Annotated in this window: 12 protein-coding genes; 5 read left to right on the plus strand and 7 right to left on the minus strand. The window is 74.2% G+C overall.

What is annotated here, in order from left to right; translation table 11 throughout:
• The 4 genes from WN71_RS28630 to WN71_RS28645 form a co-directional block, all read right to left on the minus strand.
• The coding region (locus WN71_RS28630; RefSeq protein ID WP_107469788.1) for a sensor histidine kinase at positions 1-1346 on the minus strand (1346 nt) is incomplete at its 3' end.
• A gap of 111 nt (positions 1347-1457) precedes the next feature.
• Positions 1458-2219, minus strand: a complete 762-nt coding sequence (locus WN71_RS28635) for an IclR family transcriptional regulator (protein WP_046589538.1) — start codon at positions 2217-2219, stop codon at positions 1458-1460.
• On the minus strand, positions 2216-2635 hold the full coding sequence (locus WN71_RS28640) for a MarR family winged helix-turn-helix transcriptional regulator (RefSeq protein ID WP_046589540.1): 420 nt from the start codon (positions 2633-2635) through the stop codon (positions 2216-2218). The genes WN71_RS28635 and WN71_RS28640 overlap by 4 nt, the downstream gene beginning before the upstream one ends.
• A gap of 271 nt (positions 2636-2906) precedes the next feature.
• Positions 2907-3407 carry a DUF4981 domain-containing protein gene (locus tag WN71_RS28645; protein ID WP_338058706.1) on the minus strand — a complete coding sequence of 167 codons (501 nt, stop codon included), beginning with the start codon at positions 3405-3407 and terminating at the stop codon, positions 2907-2909.
• Positions 3408-3685: 278 nt separating this feature from the next.
• Between WN71_RS28645 and WN71_RS28650 the strand changes: the two genes are divergently transcribed.
• Both WN71_RS28650 and WN71_RS28655 read left to right on the plus strand, forming a co-directional pair.
• Complete coding sequence (locus WN71_RS28650) at positions 3686-5023, plus strand: 6-phospho-beta-glucosidase (protein WP_046589543.1); 1338 nt, start codon at positions 3686-3688, stop codon at positions 5021-5023.
• A 71-nt stretch (positions 5024-5094) separates the two neighbouring features.
• Entirely contained in the window at positions 5095-8151 is a 3057-nt protein-coding gene (locus WN71_RS28655; RefSeq protein WP_046589545.1) for an alpha-mannosidase, read from the plus strand.
• 372 nt (positions 8152-8523) lie between these two features.
• On the opposite strand, the gene WN71_RS28660 is transcribed toward WN71_RS28655, so the two are convergent.
• Positions 8524-10200 carry a carbohydrate binding domain-containing protein gene (locus WN71_RS28660; RefSeq protein WP_420856539.1) on the minus strand — a complete coding sequence of 559 codons (1677 nt, stop codon included), beginning with the start codon at positions 10198-10200 and terminating at the stop codon, positions 8524-8526.
• 174 nt (positions 10201-10374) lie between these two features.
• Positions 10375-11565 carry an ATP-grasp domain-containing protein gene (locus WN71_RS28665; protein WP_046589548.1) on the minus strand — a complete coding sequence of 397 codons (1191 nt, stop codon included), beginning with the start codon at positions 11563-11565 and terminating at the stop codon, positions 10375-10377.
• Between the two features lie 368 nt (positions 11566-11933).
• Here WN71_RS28665 and WN71_RS28670 point away from each other — a divergent pair, with 368 nt between their 5' ends.
• The 3 genes from WN71_RS28670 to WN71_RS28680 all read left to right on the plus strand — a co-directional run bounded on the left by WN71_RS28670 (position 11934) and on the right by WN71_RS28680 (position 14649).
• Positions 11934-12812, plus strand: a complete 879-nt coding sequence (locus WN71_RS28670; protein ID WP_046589550.1) for a metallophosphoesterase family protein — start codon at positions 11934-11936, stop codon at positions 12810-12812.
• The gene (locus tag WN71_RS28675) at positions 12760-13560 is read left to right on the plus strand and encodes a 4'-phosphopantetheinyl transferase family protein (RefSeq protein ID WP_046589552.1); all 801 of its coding nucleotides are present in this window, start codon (positions 12760-12762) and stop codon (positions 13558-13560) included. Before WN71_RS28670 ends, WN71_RS28675 begins: the two co-directional genes overlap by 53 nt.
• 111 nt (positions 13561-13671) lie before the next feature.
• A complete protein-coding gene (locus tag WN71_RS28680; protein WP_143074886.1) occupies positions 13672-14649 on the plus strand; it encodes a SecDF P1 head subdomain-containing protein in 978 nt (325 codons plus the stop codon).
• Between the two features lie 152 nt (positions 14650-14801).
• Here WN71_RS28680 and WN71_RS28685 read toward each other — a convergent pair whose 3' ends face one another.
• The gene (locus WN71_RS28685) at positions 14802-15689 is read right to left on the minus strand and encodes a TIGR03619 family F420-dependent LLM class oxidoreductase (RefSeq protein ID WP_107469790.1); all 888 of its coding nucleotides are present in this window, start codon (positions 15687-15689) and stop codon (positions 14802-14804) included.
• Positions 15690-15952: the final 263 nt, after the last annotated feature.

Raw genomic sequence — 15952 nt, forward strand, 5'->3', positions numbered from 1 at the left:
CCGCCCACCGGCGGCCCCCCGCCCGTCCGCCCCGGCCCGCCGCCCTCCCGGCCCCCGTCCACCGGCAGCCCTACGGCGTCCCGGCCCCCGTCCACCGGCAGACGTACGGCGACTCGGCTCCCGTCCACCGGCAGACGTACGGCGACCCGGAAGCCGCCGTCCGGTCCCGGGCCGGTCGCCGCGCGGCCGCCGCAGGCCGCCGCGCGCTCGCGGATCCCGATCAGCCCGTGTCCGCCCCCGCGGACGTCCGCGGGGGCGTCCGCGCGGAGGCCCGCGCCGGGGCCGGTCTCCTCGGCCGCGGCGGTCCCGCCGCCCTGTCCGTCGTCCGTCACCGTCAGCGCCAATTCGTCGTCCGACCAGTCGAGTTCGACCGTAACCGAGGCGGCGTGCGCGTGTCTCACCGTGTTGGTCAGGGCCTCCTGCACCACCCGGTACGCGGCGACATCGGTGTCCGGTGGCAGCGGCCGCGGCGTACCCGTCGTCAGCAGCTCCACCCGCAGCCCGGCCGACCGCCCGGCCTGCCGCAGCAGTTCGGGCAGCGCGGCGACCCCGGACTGCGGCACCCGTACCGCGCCGGGCACCGTCGGCTCCTTCAGCACCCCGAGGATGCGGCGCAGTTGGCCCATCGCGTCGCGGCCCGCCGTCGCGATCGCGTCGAACGCGGCCTCCGCGCGCGCCGGATCGCCGCGCACCACGACCGGGCCGGCCTCCGCCTGCACCACCATCAGGCTGACCGCGTGCGCGAGCACGTCGTGCATGTCCCGGGCGATCTGGGCGCGTTCCTGCGCGATGGCCCGCGCGGTGTCCGCGGCCCGCTCCCGTTCAAGGCGCAGCGCACGGTCCTCCAGGGCGCCGGTGTAGGCGCGCTGGACGCGGGCGAGCGTCCCGAGGCCGTACGCGCACAGCAGGCTCATGAGGTGGAAGGCGTACTCGAAGGGCAGCGCGTGCTCCTTGCGCTGCATCGTCACGGTGACCCCGACCAGCCAGCACACCAGCATCAGCCGCCGCTGCCAGGGCGGGGTCAGCGCGGCCAGCGTGTAGAGGACGACCAGGCCGCCGTACATCACGTCGGGCGGCGGCGCGTGGTAGACGGCCATCGCGGGCGTCGCGGCCGAGACGGCCAGCGCGGCGGTGAACGGCGCCCGCCGCCGCCAGACCAGCGGTACCGCGGTGGCGGCGCCCAGCAGCCAGCCCTGCCAGGAGAGCGGGTCGTCGCCCTCGTCGCGGAACAGCCACTGCAGGGAGACCGCGAACAGCACCAGGGCGGACAGCGCGGTGTCCACGGCGTACGGGTTCGCCGTGCGCAGCCGGGCCACGGCGGGCGCGATCCACGGATGGGCGGGCATGGGCGGCTCCTCGGGCCGGGGCCGTCCCAGTATCGCGAGCCGGCCGCCGCCGGGGCCTCGCCGGTGCGGGGGATTCCGTGGGCCCGGGCCGAAGTGCCGCCCGCGCGCCGGTCACTGGAGGACCCGTGCCCCCGGCTGCCACCCGAGCCCCCGCGAGATGCCGCGCGCCGCGAGCCGTACGGCCGGTATCAGGGCCGGGGTCCGCGCGTCCGCCTCGGGCACCACGACCGACACGGCGGCGACCACCGTTCCGTCGGCTCCGCGCACCGGGGCGGCCACCGACAGGGCGTCCTCCGTCACCTGACGGCTGCTCACTGCCGTTCCGGTGCGCCGGACTTCGGCCAGGGTCCGGCGCAGCCGTACCGGATCGGTGATCGTGTGCGGGGTGAACGCCTCCAACGGCCGTTCCCGGTAGGCCTCCTGCAGCGCGTGGTCGCCGTGCGCGAGCAGCACCAGGCCGACGCCCGTGGCGTGCAGGGGCCAGCGCGCGCCCACCCGGATGTGCACGCCGACCGAGGAGCGTCCCGCGATCCACTCGATGTAGACGACCTCCGTGCCGTCCCGCACCGCCAGTTGCACGTTCTCGTGCGTGGCCTCGTAGAGGTCCTCCAGATACGGCAGCGCCACCTGCCGCAGCGCCAGGCCGCGCGGCGCGAGGGCCGCGACCTCCCACAGCCTGAGCCCCACGTGGTACACGCCGTCGGCGTCCCGCTCCAGCGCGCCCCACGAGGTCAGCGCGGCCACCAGGCGGTGCGCGGTGGACAGGGTGAGCCCGGCCCGGCGGCTTATGTCGGTCAGGGAGAGCGCCGGGTGGGCGTGGTCGAACGCGGCGAGCACCGACAGCAGCCGCTCGGGTGCGGATCGGTCGCTCATGGCCGGTCGGCCACGCGCAGCAACAGCCGGTGCAGGATGCGGCGTTCGACGGGGTCGAGCGGGGCAAGGAGTTCGTCGGTCACCCGCGGGCCGGCCGTGTCGTGCTCGCGCAGGAACGCGTGGCCGTCCCCGGTGAGCACGACGATGCGCCTGCGGCGGTCGGCGAAGGCGACCCGGCGCTCGGCGAGACCCCGCTTCTCCAGGTCGTCGACGAGGCCCACGATCGCGCTCGGGTCGTAGCCGAGGCGGGCGCTCAACTCCCGCTGGAGGGCGCCCTCGCCGCTCTCCAGGAAGCGCAGCACCGCGTAGTGGCGCAGCCGTAGACCCGAGTCCTGGAGGAACGCGTTGAACAACTGGCCCGAGCGCAGGCCCAGTCGGTAGAGCAGATAGCCGGTGTCGGCGTACAGCGTGCGCATCCACGGCTCGTCCGCGTCGATCGGGGTCGGATGGGGCGTGTGCTGGCCGGTGATGGCGGGCTCCTCGGTCTCGGCCCCGTGCGTAGGGCGGCGGGCGTCGAAGCGATTCCAGCATGACGCACCTGCCCCACGACGACCATCCCGCGGGCTGATCCTCATCGCCCCTGGTCCGGCCCCTGCGTCGGAACGGCCCCGGGGGCGTGGGTCAGCGGCGGACCGTCCTCCCCCGGGGCGTGGGTCAGCAGCGGACCAGCCTCCCCCGGGGCGTGGGTCAGCAGCGGACCAGCCTCCCCGCAACCTCACCACCGGCTACCGGGACCCCGCTCCGCACGACCGGCCCGACGGCGTCGACGTCGACGCCGACCGGTTTCACCGGACCGACGCCCGGGGACGGGCGGCTCCCGGCCGGCCCGCGCAGGCGTGTCCGCGGTGCGCACACCACGGTTCCGCGCGGCGCCCACGGCCGGGCCTCGGCGAGCGTCACCCAGAGCGTCAGCCACGCCTCGCCGCCCTCCGCGGGCACCGCGAACGGCAGCGGCACCGCGGCCGTCTCGCCGGGCCGCAGATCGGGCAGCCGGGCCGGCCCGGTCAGGGTTCGCCCGTCGGCGAGGGCGAGCCGCCACTCGCCGGCCAGCCCGCCGAGGCCGGGCAGTCGCCGGTGGTTGCCCACGACCACGCCCTCGTGCCGGTGGCACTTGATCCACACCGGCGCGGCGGTCCCGCGCTCGTGCGGCCCGGCGTGCGGGCGCGGGGCAGGTCTGCGGTCGATCACATACCGGACGATGCCCTGCCACCGGAACACCGGGATGAACCCGCCCTGAAGGACCGACGTCGGCTCGACGGCCGCCGGGAGGTTACCGGGAGGGCACCCGCCGGGGCGCATGGGGCGTCGGCGCCCACCCACCCCCCCACACACACAAGATCCCGCCCCCTCCGGGCATGGCGTGGGTCCGTCCGTGTGGTGGGGTGGACATGCTGGTGGTCGACGCCTCCGTCGGTGCGGTGCCGCCGGGGGCCGGGCCGATGTGAGCGTGGCAGGAAGGTGCAGGCGTGAAGCTGACGATTCTGGGCGGCGGCGGATTCCGCGTACCGCTGGTGTACGGGGCGCTGCTCGCGGACCGCGGCGAGGGCCGCGTCACCCGCGTCGTGCTGCACGACCTCGACGCGGACCGGCTCGCCGCGGTGACCCGGGTCCTCGCCGAACAGGCCGCGGACGTCGCCGACGCCCCCGAGGTCACCGCCACCACCGATCTCGACGAGGCCCTGCGCGGCAGCGACTTCGTGTTCTCCGCGATCCGTGTCGGCGGGCTCGCGGGCCGCGCCGAGGACGAGCGGGTCGCCCTCGCGCAGGGCGTCCTCGGCCAGGAGACGGTCGGCGCGGGCGGCATCGCCTACGGCCTGCGCACGGTGCCGGTCGCCGTCGACATCGCGCGCCGCGTGGCCCGGCTCGCCCCGGACGCGTGGGTCATCAACTTCACCAACCCCGCCGGCCTGGTGACCGAGGCCATGTCCCGCCATCTCGGCGACCGTGTCATCGGCATCTGCGACTCCCCGGTCGGCCTCGGCCGCCGCGTCGCGCGCGTGCTCGGCGCGGACCCGCGGCAGGCGTGGATCGACTACGTCGGCCTCAACCACCTCGGCTGGGTGCGCGCCCTGCGCGTCGACGGACGGGACGAACTCCCGCGCCTGCTCGCGGACTCGGACCTGCTCGGCTCCTTCGAGGAGGGCAGGCTGTTCGGGGCGGACTGGCTGCGTGCGCTCGGCGCGATCCCCAACGAGTACCTGCACTACTACTACTTCAACCGCGAGACCGTCCGCGCCTACCAGGAGGCGAAGCAGACCCGCGGCGCCTTCCTCCGCGACCAGCAGGCCGGCTTCTACGCCGAGGCCCTGCGGCCCGGCGCCTCCGCGCTGGACGCCTGGGACCGCACCCGCGCCGAGCGCGAGGCGACGTACATGGCGGAGAACCGGGAGAGCGCGGGCGCGGGCGAACGCGAGGCCGACGATCTCTCCGGTGGCTACGAGAAGGTCGCGCTCGCCCTCATGCGGGCCATCGCGCGCGACGAGCGCGCCACGCTGATCCTCAACGTCCGCAACCGGCACACCCTTTCGGCGCTGGACGCGGACGCGGTGATCGAGGTGCCCTGCCTGGTCGGCGCGAGCGGCGCGCACCCGTTCGCCGTCGACCCGCTGCCCGGCCACGCCACCGGCCTGGTCTGCGCGGTGAAGGCGGTCGAGCGGGAGGTGCTCGCCGCGGCGGAGTCCGGGTCCCGGGCGACGGCCGTCAAGGCGTTCGCGCTGCACCCGCTCGTCGACTCCGTGACCGTCGCCCGGCGTCTCGTCGAGGGCTACACCGAGGTCCACCCTGGGCTTGCGTACCTCCGGTAGACGGCCCCTCGGCCACCCACTGTCCACGAGCCAGCCCCGTTCACCGTCCCACCGGCCCACGGGAGACCCTGATGCACGACGAGAGCCGCCGGATCGAACAGCGCGTCGAGCGCCTGCACAGCCAGCGAGTCAAGCCCGCCGTCCACGCCGTCACCGTCCCGCTGGAGGTGTCCGCGTGGCAGGCGCCGGGGGAGCCCGTGCCCTTCGAGGAGGCCGCGGCAGCGCCGTACGCCCCCTTCGCGGTCGACACCCCCTGGGGCCCGCCCTGGGGGACGACCTGGTTCCGGACGTCCGGCACCGTGCCGGAGAACTGGGCGGGCCGCCGCGTGGAGGCCGTCTTCGACCTCGGGTTCGTGTCCGCCTGGCCCGGCAACCAGGCCGAGGCCCTGGTCCACCGCCTCGACGGCACTCCGCTGAAGGCCGTCAACCCGCTGAACCAGTACGTGCCGATCGCCCGCCCCGCGGCCGGCGGGGAGCGCGTCGACCTCCTGCTGGAGGCGGCCTCCAACCCCGACATCCTCGCCGACGGCTTCGCGCACCCGACCCCGCTCGGCGACGTCCTGACGGCCGGGGACGCGCCCCTGTACGTGTTCCGGCGCGCCGACCTCGCCGTGCTCGACGAGGACGTCTGGCATCTCGACCTCGACCTCCAGGTGCTGCGCGAACTCATGGCGCAGCTCGGCGGGCACGAGCCCCGCCGGCACGAGATCCTGCACGCCCTGGACCGCGCCATGGACCTGCTGGACCTCGACGACGTGTCCGGCTCCGCGGCCGCGGCGCGCGAGGCGCTGCGCCCGGTGCTCGCCCGGCCCGCGCACGCCAGCGCCCATGTCCTGTCCGGGGTCGGGCACGCCCACATCGACACCGCGTGGCTGTGGCCGATGCGGGAGACCCGGCGCAAGACCGCCCGCACCTTCTCCAACGTGACGTCGCTCGCCGACGAGTACGAGGAACTGGTCTTCGCCTGCTCGCAGGCCCAGCAGTACGCGTGGGTGCGCGAGGGGCATCCGCAGGTGTGGGCCCGCATCAAGGAGGCGGTGAAGAAGGGCCAGTGGGCGCCGGTCGGCGGCATGTGGGTGGAGGCGGACGGCAATCTGCCCGGCGGCGAGGCGCTGGCCCGCCAGCTCGTGCACGGCAAGCGGTTCTTCATGGAGCACTTCGGCATCGAGACCAAGGGCGTGTGGCTGCCGGACTCCTTCGGCTACACCGCGGCCTATCCGCAGCTCGCCCGGCTCGCGGGCAACGAGTGGTTCCTCACCCAGAAGATCTCCTGGAACCAGACCAACAGGTTCCCGCACCACACCTTCTGGTGGGAGGGCATCGACGGCACCCGCATCTTCACGCACTTCCCGCCCATCGACACCTACAACGCCTCCTTCTCCGGCGAGGAGTTGGCGCGCGCGGTGCGCAACTACGCGGAAAAGGGCGGCGCGACCCGGTCCCTCGCCCCCTTCGGCTGGGGCGACGGCGGCGGCGGACCCACCCGCGAGATCCTCGAACGGGCCCGCCGGCTGGGGGACCTGGAGGGCTCGGCGAAGGTCGAGATCGAGCACCCCGACGCGTTCTTCGCCAAGGCCCTGGCCGAGTACCCGGACGCGCCGGTGTGGGCGGGCGAGCTCTATCTGGAGCTGCACCGCGCCACCTACACCACCCAGGCCCGCACCAAGCAGGGCAACCGCCGCAGCGAACACCTGCTGCGCGAGGCTGAGCTGTGGGCGGCCACGGCGGCGATCCACGCGCCCGGTCACGCGTATCCGTACGACGCCCTCGACCGGTTGTGGAAGGAAGTGCTGCTGCACCAGTTCCACGACATCCTGCCGGGCTCCTCGATCGCCTGGGTGCACCGCGAGGCCGAGGCCGCCTACGCCCGCATCGCACGCGAACTGGAGGCGCTGACGGCCGAGTCCGTCGCCGCGCTGGGCGCGGGCGGCCCGCAGGTGTTCAACGCGGGCCCGTACGACCGCGCCGAGGTGATCCGCACCCCCGAGGGCGCCCCGGTCCACGTGGCGGTACCGGCGGGTGGCAGCGCGCCCCTGGCGCAGGACGGCGCGCCCCCGCGGTCCGTGACCGTCGCCGGGCGCGTCCTCGACAACGGCCTCGTGCGCGTCGAGGTGGCCCCGGACGGCACCCTGGCCTCCGTCCGCGACCTGCGCGCCGACCGTGAGGTCCTCGCCGGCGCGGGCAACCTGCTGCGGCTCCACACCGACCTGCCCAACCACTGGGACGCCTGGGACATCGACAAGCACTACCTGAGCCGGTACACCGACCTGCTGGAGACGGACGCGGTGACGGTCGTCGAGGACCACCCGCTGCTCGGCGCGATCCGCGTGGCGCGGAGCTTCGGCAAGGGGTCACGGATCACGCAGACGATCACCCTGCGGGCGGGCAGCCCCCGCGTCGACTTCGAGACCGAGATCGACTGGCACGAGACGGAGAAGATCCTCAAGGCGGCCTTCCCGGTGGACGTGCGCGCCGCGCATTCCTCGGCGGAGATCCAGTTCGGCCACGTCCAGCGGCCCACCCACACCAACACCAGCTGGGAGGCGGCCCGTTTCGAGGTCTCCGGCCACCGCTGGGTGCACGTCGGCGAACCCGGGTACGGCGTGGCGGTCGTCAACGACTCGACCTACGGCCACGACGTGACCCGCACGGTCCGCGACGACGGAGGCACGACGACCACGGTCCGGCTCAGCCTGGTGCGCGCCCCGCGCGTCCCCGACCCGGAGGCCGACCAGGGCCGCCACCGCTTCACGTACGCGCTGCTGCCCGGGGCGCGCATCGAGGACGCGGTGGCCGCGGGCTACGCCCTCAACCTGCCTCTGCGCGTGGCCGGTTCGGCGGGCGCCCCGCGCCCGGTGGTCTCCGTCGCGGGCGAGGGCGTGACCGTCGAGGCGGTCAAGCTCGCCGACGACCGCTCGGGCGATGTCGTCGTACGGCTCTACGAGTCGAGGGGCGGCCGGGCGAGCGGCGTGCTGCGCACCGGGTTCCCGCTCGCGGGCGCCGAGGTCACCGATCTGCTGGAGCGGCGTCTGACGGACGCGCCGCTCGACGGCGAGGACGAAGTGCCGGTCGCGCTGCGGCCGTTCCAGATCCTGACGTTGCGGCTGCGCCGGGCCGGACGGGGATGACATGACACGGGCCGCGGCGCGTCCCGAGGACGTCGTTCGGGTCGGCCGGTCGCTCCCCGTGACCGCGGCCGGCCGACCCGATCCCCCGTACCCCCGTGGTGGGTCCCTCGTTCCCCCGTGGGACCCGTGCTTCCCCCAGGTGGTGCTTCCCCCGTCGGTCCCCCGCGCTTCCCCCGGGTTTCCGATCCCCCGTCGTTCTGTTCTGTCATCAAGAGCGCCCGGCCCGGGCCCTGATACACCCTCGTGCGAAGAAATCCCGAAATTTTGCGGGGAGTCGGACGACGAAGTCCCCCCGGCCCAGGAACCGGGGGGACGCCTTCGGGTGGTGCGGGCCGGCGGATCAGCCGGCCGGTGGGCCGGGCCGAGGTCCGGTCAGCCGGTGAAGCCCGCCGTGATGGACGTGAACTGCCAGGTGCTCTGGTCGATTCCGGAGCAGTTGCTCACCACGCCGCCGCCGGCGCACGGGCGGTCGCGGTTGACGGCCCAGTACGCGAGCCGCGCGATGTGGTGGGAGTTGGCCCAGTCCTTGATCTGGGTCCAGATCGCCGGAGTGGTGTTCTCCTGCTGGTCGGACAGGCCGTTCATGCCCGAGATGCCGATGTGGGCGTAGGCGGTCGCGTCGTCCCAGCCGAAGGTCGACTTCAGCTTGGCCTTCAGGCCCTCGGCCGCGTTCACGGTGTTGCCGTACATGTCGGAGCCGCCGCCGAAGTCGAACGGCATGATGGTGAAGACGTCGATGTTGGCGCCGAGCGACTGGGCCTGCTCGATGAGCCGGTTGCCGTAGTAGGTCGGGCCGGTCGTCGAGGTGCCGAAGGTGACGATGGTCCGCAGGCCGGGGTTGTTGGCCTTGACCGTCTTCAGCGCGGTGAGGATCTTCGCCTGCACGGCCTCGTTCTCGAACTCGTCCGTGTTCTCGATGTCCATGTCGACGGCCTTGAGGCCGTAGGCGTCGATCACCTTCTGGATCGCACCGGCCAGCGCGCTCGCCGAGGAGCAGTTGGCGCCGAGCTTGCTGCCCTGCCAGCCGCCGAAGGACGGGACGACGTCACCGCCGGCGGAACGGATCTGGTTGATGGCGGTCTGGTCCGCCCCGCCGGTCAGCGCGCGGCTGCCGTCCCAGGCGGGGGTGCAGCCGCCGGAGTCGAGCACGAACGCCATCGTGAACCACTTGACGCCGGTCGCGTTCATGACCGTGGTCGGGTTCGGCGGATCGCCCCAGCCCTCGTAGAGGTACGGCGCGGCCTGCTTGAAGGAGGTGTCGCCGCCGCCGCTGCCCGCACTGGTCGTGACGCTCACGGAGTTGGAGGCGCCGGAGACGTTCCCGGCGGCGTCGCGGGCCTTCACGGTGAAGGTGTAGGCGGTGCTCGCCGACAGCCCGCTGACCGTCGCCGTCGTACCGGAGACGCTCAGCACGTTGTTGGAGCCGCTGTAGATGTCGTACGCCGTGACGCCCACGTTGTCGGAGGAGGCGGACCACGACAGCGAGACGCTGGAGGAGGTCTTGGCGGTCGAGGTCAGGTTGGTGGGCGCGGACGGCGCCTGGGTGTCGGTGCTGCCGCCCCCGCCGCCGGGGCCGTCCAGGTTGATGTCGTCGGCGTAGTAGGTGCCCTGGGCGTACCAGCCGTGGACGTAGATCTTGGCGCTGGTCTGCGAGGCGCCGGTGGTGAACGACACCGACAGCTGGCTGTACGCCGAGGGGGAGGTGGTCCAGGTGGAGGCGCCGCCGTCCACGCCGAGGTAGACGTAGGAGCCGCGGACCCAGCCGCTCAGCGTGTAGGCGGTGTTGGGCTGGACCGAGACGGTCTGGCTGCACTGCGCGTTGTCGCTCGAACTCACCGCGCCCTGAAGGGCCTTGGAGCCGCCGTGCACGGGGGAGGAGACGACCGAGCCCAGGTTGCCGGTGCAGCTCCAGGGGGAGAGGCTGCCCGACTCGAAGCCGGGGTTGGTCAGGACGTTGGCCGCTTGGGCCGTGCCGGGAAGGGCGATGGCCCCGGCGAGGGCGAGGGCCGCGGAGCCGAGCAGGGCGAGCAGTCGGCGTCTGGAACGCATGAGTGTGTTGCGCACGCGATCTCCCTGAAGGAATGGGGGTGTTCGGGAGGGCACAGGGGAGTGCGGGGTGTGTGCCGTGATGCGCAACCAAGTTGGTATGGACCAATCACGGTGTCAAGAGACTGACCCATGATTGGTCCAGACCGGTGGGGAGTTGGGGACGGTTCGAACCGTTTACGCCGGTGCGGCCGCCTTGCTGTCGGCGGCGGCCGCCCCGGGCATCGCAGCCCTGACCGGGTCGGCCGGGGCGGGGGCGGTGCCGAGGGTGTCCGCGGGGATCGCGGGCGGCGCGGCCACGGCCGGCAGCGGCTCGGGCTCGTCCGCGCGCTGCTGCGGAATGGTCACCGGGCGCAGCTGGCGCGGCCCGGACACCACCGTGTAGTCCTGGCCCAGGAACGGCGGCGCGATCTCCCCCGGGTCTTCGCCGAGCGCCAACTGCACAGCCGCCCAAGGGGCGTTGACACCGCACAGGGACAGCTGGTGCAGGCCGCCGGCCGGCCGGGAGTTGACGTCGAGCAGCACCGGCTGGTCGCCGTACATCCGGAACTGGATGTTGGACAGGTAGTGCAGGCCGAAGCCCTCGGCGATCCGGCGGGCCGGCTCCAGCCACTGCTCGTGCAGGGTGAAGCCGCGGCGGCGGCCGTTCTTGGTGCGGCCCACGGCCAGCCGGATGCGGTTGTCGGTGCCGGTCAGGCAGTCGACGGAGACCTCCGGCTGCTCCAGGCGCGGCATCACCAGCCAGTCGACCGGCGCCTCGGCCCGCTCCAGCGCGCCGACCACCATCTCCAGCTGGACGTACGGGCTCGGGAAGCCCTCCAGGTTCATCAGGGAGAAGGGGGTGCGGGTGATCACGCGGAAGCCCACCCCGCCCGCGCCGGACGCGGGCTTGAAGCACGCCTTGTGGCCACCGGCCTCCAGCGTCTCCACGGCCGTGACCAGCTCGTCCGCCGAGCGCACCCGCCACCACGGCGGCACCGGCACGCCGATCGCGGACACCGCCTCGTAGGCGACGATCTTGTCCTCGAAGACCGCGGCCGCCTCCGGGGTGGGCGCGAGCAGCGCCGTACCGACCGCCTCGAACTCGGCGCGGTGCGCCACGATCGCCGACTGGTGCAGCCGGGGCACGAACACGTCGATGCCGCGGCGGGCGCACTGGTCCAGCGCGTACTCCACGTACGCGGCCGGGGACAGGCCCTCGGGCTCCAGATCGGCGGTGTCGGCGGCGGCGAGCACGGGGGAGTCGGCGTCGCCGTGGGTGGCGTGGATCTCGACGGCCCGATCGCTGGGATTTCTCCGCAGCTGATCCATGAAGAACACGTTCTCCGCGTACGTGCGGTTGAGCCAGACGCGTACGCGAGAGAGCATGCAGGCCGCCTTTCGGGGGTTTTCGGGCAGGGCGGAGCGGCCCGTGCCCGGGATGGGGTCGTTGGAGGAACACCAAACCGCCCTACGCGAAGGGAAGTTCGTGGCGGTGGTGGTGGGGCGATCATACGGCTTTCAAGCGGCCGAGAATGCAACGCCCGTGTTACGGATTCGCCGATCATGGTGACGGGAGGGTGGCAGGCGTGCGCGGGGGCGCGCGTGAGTGCGCGGTGAGAAGGTCGATGCGCCCCTGACCGCAGGAACCCTTGTCCCGCCCGGGCCGCATGTGATCTCGTGGTCGTACACGGCACGCGGCGGGGGCACGCGGAGGGGGCCAGGGGTGGAGTCGACGGGCCCACAGCGCCGGACAGCTGCTGGCCATCAGCGACCTGCACATCGGATACGCCGAGAACCGCGCCCTGGTCGAGGCCCTGCACCCCGGCTCGCCCGACGACTGGCTGATCGTCGCCGGTGACGTCGCCGAAACCGTCGCCGACATCCGCTGGGCACTCGCCACCCTGGCCGGCCGCTTCCGCACGGTCCTGTGGGCCCCCGGCAACCACGACCTGTGGACCCACCCCAAGGACCCCGTCACCCTGCGCGGCGCCGAACGCTACGACCACCTCGTCGCCCTCTGCCGCGAACTCGGCGTGCTCACCCCCGAGGACCCCTACCCCGTCTGGGACGGCCCCGGCGGCCCGGTCGCCGTCGCACCGCTGTTCCTGCTCTACGACTACTCGTTCCTGCCCGCCGGCTGCACCACCAAGGAAGAGGGCCTCGCCCACGCCCACGGCACCGGGATCGTCTGCAACGACGAGTACCTGCTGCACCCCGACCCCTACCCCACCCGGGAGGACTGGTGCCGGGCCCGGGTCGCCGCGACCGAACGGCGGCTCGCCGCGCTCCCGGGCGACCTGCCCACCGTGCTCGCTGCCCACTACCCGCTGGACCGGCATCCCACCGACGTCCTGTGGCACCCCGAGTTCGCCATGTGGTGCGGCACCGCGCTGACCGCCGACTGGCACCGCCGCTTCCGCGTCACGACCATGGTCTATGGTCATCTGCACATCCCCAGGACCACGTGGCTCGACAGCGTCCGCTTCGCCGAGGTGTCGGTGGGCTACCCCCGCGAGTGGCGCACGCGGACGGAACCGCCCGGACGGCCGCGCCGCATACTGCCGATGGAGGTCGGATCCGGTGATCGAGGAGCTGCTCCCGGACTCGGTCGTGGCCGTGGAGACGTACGGTGACGACGGCTTCGGCGACGCCCCGCTCCACCCGGAGGAGGAGGCGGTCGTCGCACGGGCGGTGGCCAAGCGGCGCCGCGAGTTCGCCGCGGTGCGCGCCTGCGCCCGGCACGCCATGGAGAAGCTCGGCGTGGCCCCGCAGCCCGTCCTGCCCGGCGCGGGCGGTGCCCCGGTGTGGCCGCCCGGCCTCGTCGGCAGCATGACGCACAGCGACGACTACTGCGCCGCGGCCCTTGTCCGCGCCACCGACATCGCCTCCCTCGGCATCGACGCCGAACCGCACGACACGCTCCCCGACGACGTCACGCCCTTCGTCGCGCTGCCGGCCGAGGAGGAACGGCTGCGTCGGCTCGCCGCCGAGCGGCCCGAACTCCACTGGGACAGAATCCTGTTCAGCGCCAAGGAGTCGGTCTACAAGGCGTGGTACCCGCTCACCGGCCGCTGGCTGGACTTCACCGAGGCGGACATCGACCTCCGCGAAGACCCTGACGCGGCGTCGGGCGGGCTCCTTCGTACCGCTCCTGACACGGCGTCAGACAACGCCTTCCGTGCCGCCTCTGACACAGCGTCAGGCAGCGCCTTCCGTGGCGACCCCGACACGGCGTCCGGCGGCGTCTTCCGTGCCGAACTCCTCGTCCCCGGGCCGGTGGTGGCGGGCCGGCGCATCGCCGCGTTCGAGGGGCGCTGGGCCGTGCGGCGGGGACTGGTGACGACGGCGGTGGTCGTGCCGCGACCCGGCGCCGGGGCCTGACAGTCGGTCACTCGTCCCGACGCGGACCGCCAACTCCCGCTGTCCCCCGTCCTGATGAGATTCCCCCGATTCGGCTGAATCCGGCCGGTCCGTTTCGGCACGCTCTACGGCGTGCGTCCCGTTGACAGCGTTCATCTCGCCCATGTCGCTCATGTCCTCCCCGTCGCCGCTCGCCGATGGTGGCGGGGATGCCTCGCCCTCGGCCTCGTCTCGGCCGCGCTGACCGGCTGTTCGGCCACGGCACCGGGGCGGCCGGGCGCCCCGCCGAGCGCGACCGGGGTGACGGCCGAGCGGTCGGCGGTCACGTTCGCCACCGGCTCACGGGCGACCCCCGCGAGCGCCCAGGACCTGCGCCGCAGCGTCGCGGTCCTGCGCGAGCGCGCCAAGGGCACGGGGCTCACCGGCACGCGGATCGGGACGCGGGGCGGTGCGCTCACCCTGACCGGGCCGTACGCCGCCGACCGGCTGCGCGCCCTGGGCGCGCCCGGCTCGCTGACCCTGCGCCCGGTGCTGGCGGTGGACCGCGGTGTCGCCTCCCCGGCGGGCTCGGGGACCCCGGGCACCAACCCCGTCGGAGGCACGGGCGCCGAGGGCGTCTCCGCCGCGCTCCGGGCGCGGTACGCGGCGCTGGACTGCTCGCACGGCGGCACGCCCGCCGCCGCGGACCCGCGCGCGCCCGTCGCCGTCTGCGCCGCGCACGGACCGCTCGGGGAGCCCCCCGAGAAGTACCTGCTGGGTCCGGCGGTCCTCACCGGACACGACGTCACCTCGGCCGAGTCCCTGCAGGATCCCGCCACCGGCGCGCTGTGGCTGGTGCGGCTGCGCTTCACCGCGGCGGGCGGCACGGCCTACGCCGACGCCGCCGCCCGCCTGGCCCGGCACCCGGCCCCCCGCGACGAACTGGCCACCGTCGTCGACGGCACCGTACTCTCGGCCCCCGCCATGACCGGGGAGCCGACGGGCCGTACGGCGCTCCTGCACGGCAGCCGCACGGAGACGGAGGCGCGGAACCTGGCCGCCGAACTGGACTCGGGCGCACTGCCGATCCCCCTCCGGTTCACCGGCGCCCGACGACTCCCCGGGGGCTGACGGCTCCCCACGGGCTGACGGCTCCCCGAACGGGTCCGCGAGTTCCCGCCGTTGCGCCGCTCACCGTGGACGGCGGCGAGTGGGACGGTGCGAGCTGTAGCTGGAGACCTCTGGAGGACGGCGCGGACGCGGAGCCCGCGCCCCTCCCGGGTTCAGGGGAGCTGAGGGACCACCTCCGCGGCGATCCACTCCATCGCCTCCACGACGTGCTCGGCCGCGATCGGCAGCCACAGCGTGCAGGCGGTGAGCCCGGCCCCGGCGAGGCGCGCGAGGTCGTCGGCGACGCTCGCCGCGGTGGGCGTGGCACCGCCGAGGGGGCGTCCCGGTGCCTCGGTGACGGCGGGGACGCCGGGCGGGGTGAGGAACTCGGCCGAGGCGAGCGTCAGCCGGTCGGCGTGCTCCGGCTCGTCGGCCAGCTCGCGCAGGCGGTGCCGTACGCCGGTGAGGTCGCCGGCGTCGGCGCCCGTGCCGTACCAGCCGTCGCCGTGGCGGAGCGTGCGGCGCAGGGCGGCGTCGCTGGCCCCGCCGACCCACACGGGCGGACCGCCCGAGGTGACCGGGGGAACGCCGAGGCGCGCCTCGCGAAGGGTGGTGAAGCGCCCGTCGAAGTCCGTCGGGCGGCGGCTCCACAGGGCCCTGGCGGCGCCGAGACGGTCGTCGGTGCGCGCCCCGCGCTCCCGGACGGGCACGCCCACCGCGGCGAACTCGTCGGGGTTCCAGCCGGTGCCGACGCCGAGGATCAGCCGGCCCCCGGAGACGACGTCCAGGGTCGCGGCCTGGTTGGCCAGCACCAGCGCCGGGTAGTACGGCGCGACGAGCACGGACGTCAGCAGCCGCAGGCGGGTCGTCGCCCCCGCGACGGCCGCCAGCAGGACGAGCGGGTCCGTGTCGAGGCCGAAGCCACTGTCCAGCAGGCGGTTGCCGACCGCGACATGGTCGAAGCCGAGCTCCTCGGCGCGCCGGGCGGCGCGCAGCACGGCCGCCCCGTCGTCGAGCGGCCAGCGAGGCTGGAGGGAGACACCGAGGCGCAGCGAGGGCATGGTGGGGTTGCCTTTCGGTGGAGTCCGCCGGCGGCACGACGACCACGCGACCGCCCTGTCGCCCTCACCAACCACACCCTGCCGCGGATTCATCCCGCCCGCCCGGCCGACCCGCGTGCGTGTCCCCCTCCGTCAGCGGCTCCGACCGTCGTGCCAGGGCCCACTCCTGTCCTGTCAGGGACCGCTCCCGCCGTGTCAGGGTCCGCTCCCGTCGTGTCAGCGCCGCGACAGCCCCGTGTCAGCGGCCGCGAGGACCGTGAAGG

It is taken from the genome of Streptomyces mangrovisoli (assembly GCF_000974985.2).
Lineage (GTDB): Bacteria > Actinomycetota > Actinomycetes > Streptomycetales > Streptomycetaceae > Streptomyces > Streptomyces mangrovisoli.

Coding starts and splice junctions, on each gene's coding strand:
- WN71_RS28635 (WP_046589538.1), bottom strand. CDS start 2,219: ATGAGCGACCGATCCGCACCCGAGCGGCTGCTGTCGGTGCTCGCCGCG.
- WN71_RS28640 (WP_046589540.1), bottom strand. CDS start 2,635: ATGCGCACGCTGTACGCCGACACCGGCTATCTGCTCTACCGACTGGGC.
- WN71_RS28655 (WP_046589545.1), top strand. CDS start 5,095: ATGCACGACGAGAGCCGCCGGATCGAACAGCGCGTCGAGCGCCTGCAC.
- WN71_RS28660 (WP_420856539.1), bottom strand. CDS start 10,200: ATGCGTTCCAGACGCCGACTGCTCGCCCTGCTCGGCTCCGCGGCCCTC.
- WN71_RS28665 (WP_046589548.1), bottom strand. CDS start 11,565: ATGCTCTCTCGCGTACGCGTCTGGCTCAACCGCACGTACGCGGAGAAC.
- WN71_RS28685 (WP_107469790.1), bottom strand. CDS start 15,689: ATGCCCTCGCTGCGCCTCGGTGTCTCCCTCCAGCCTCGCTGGCCGCTC.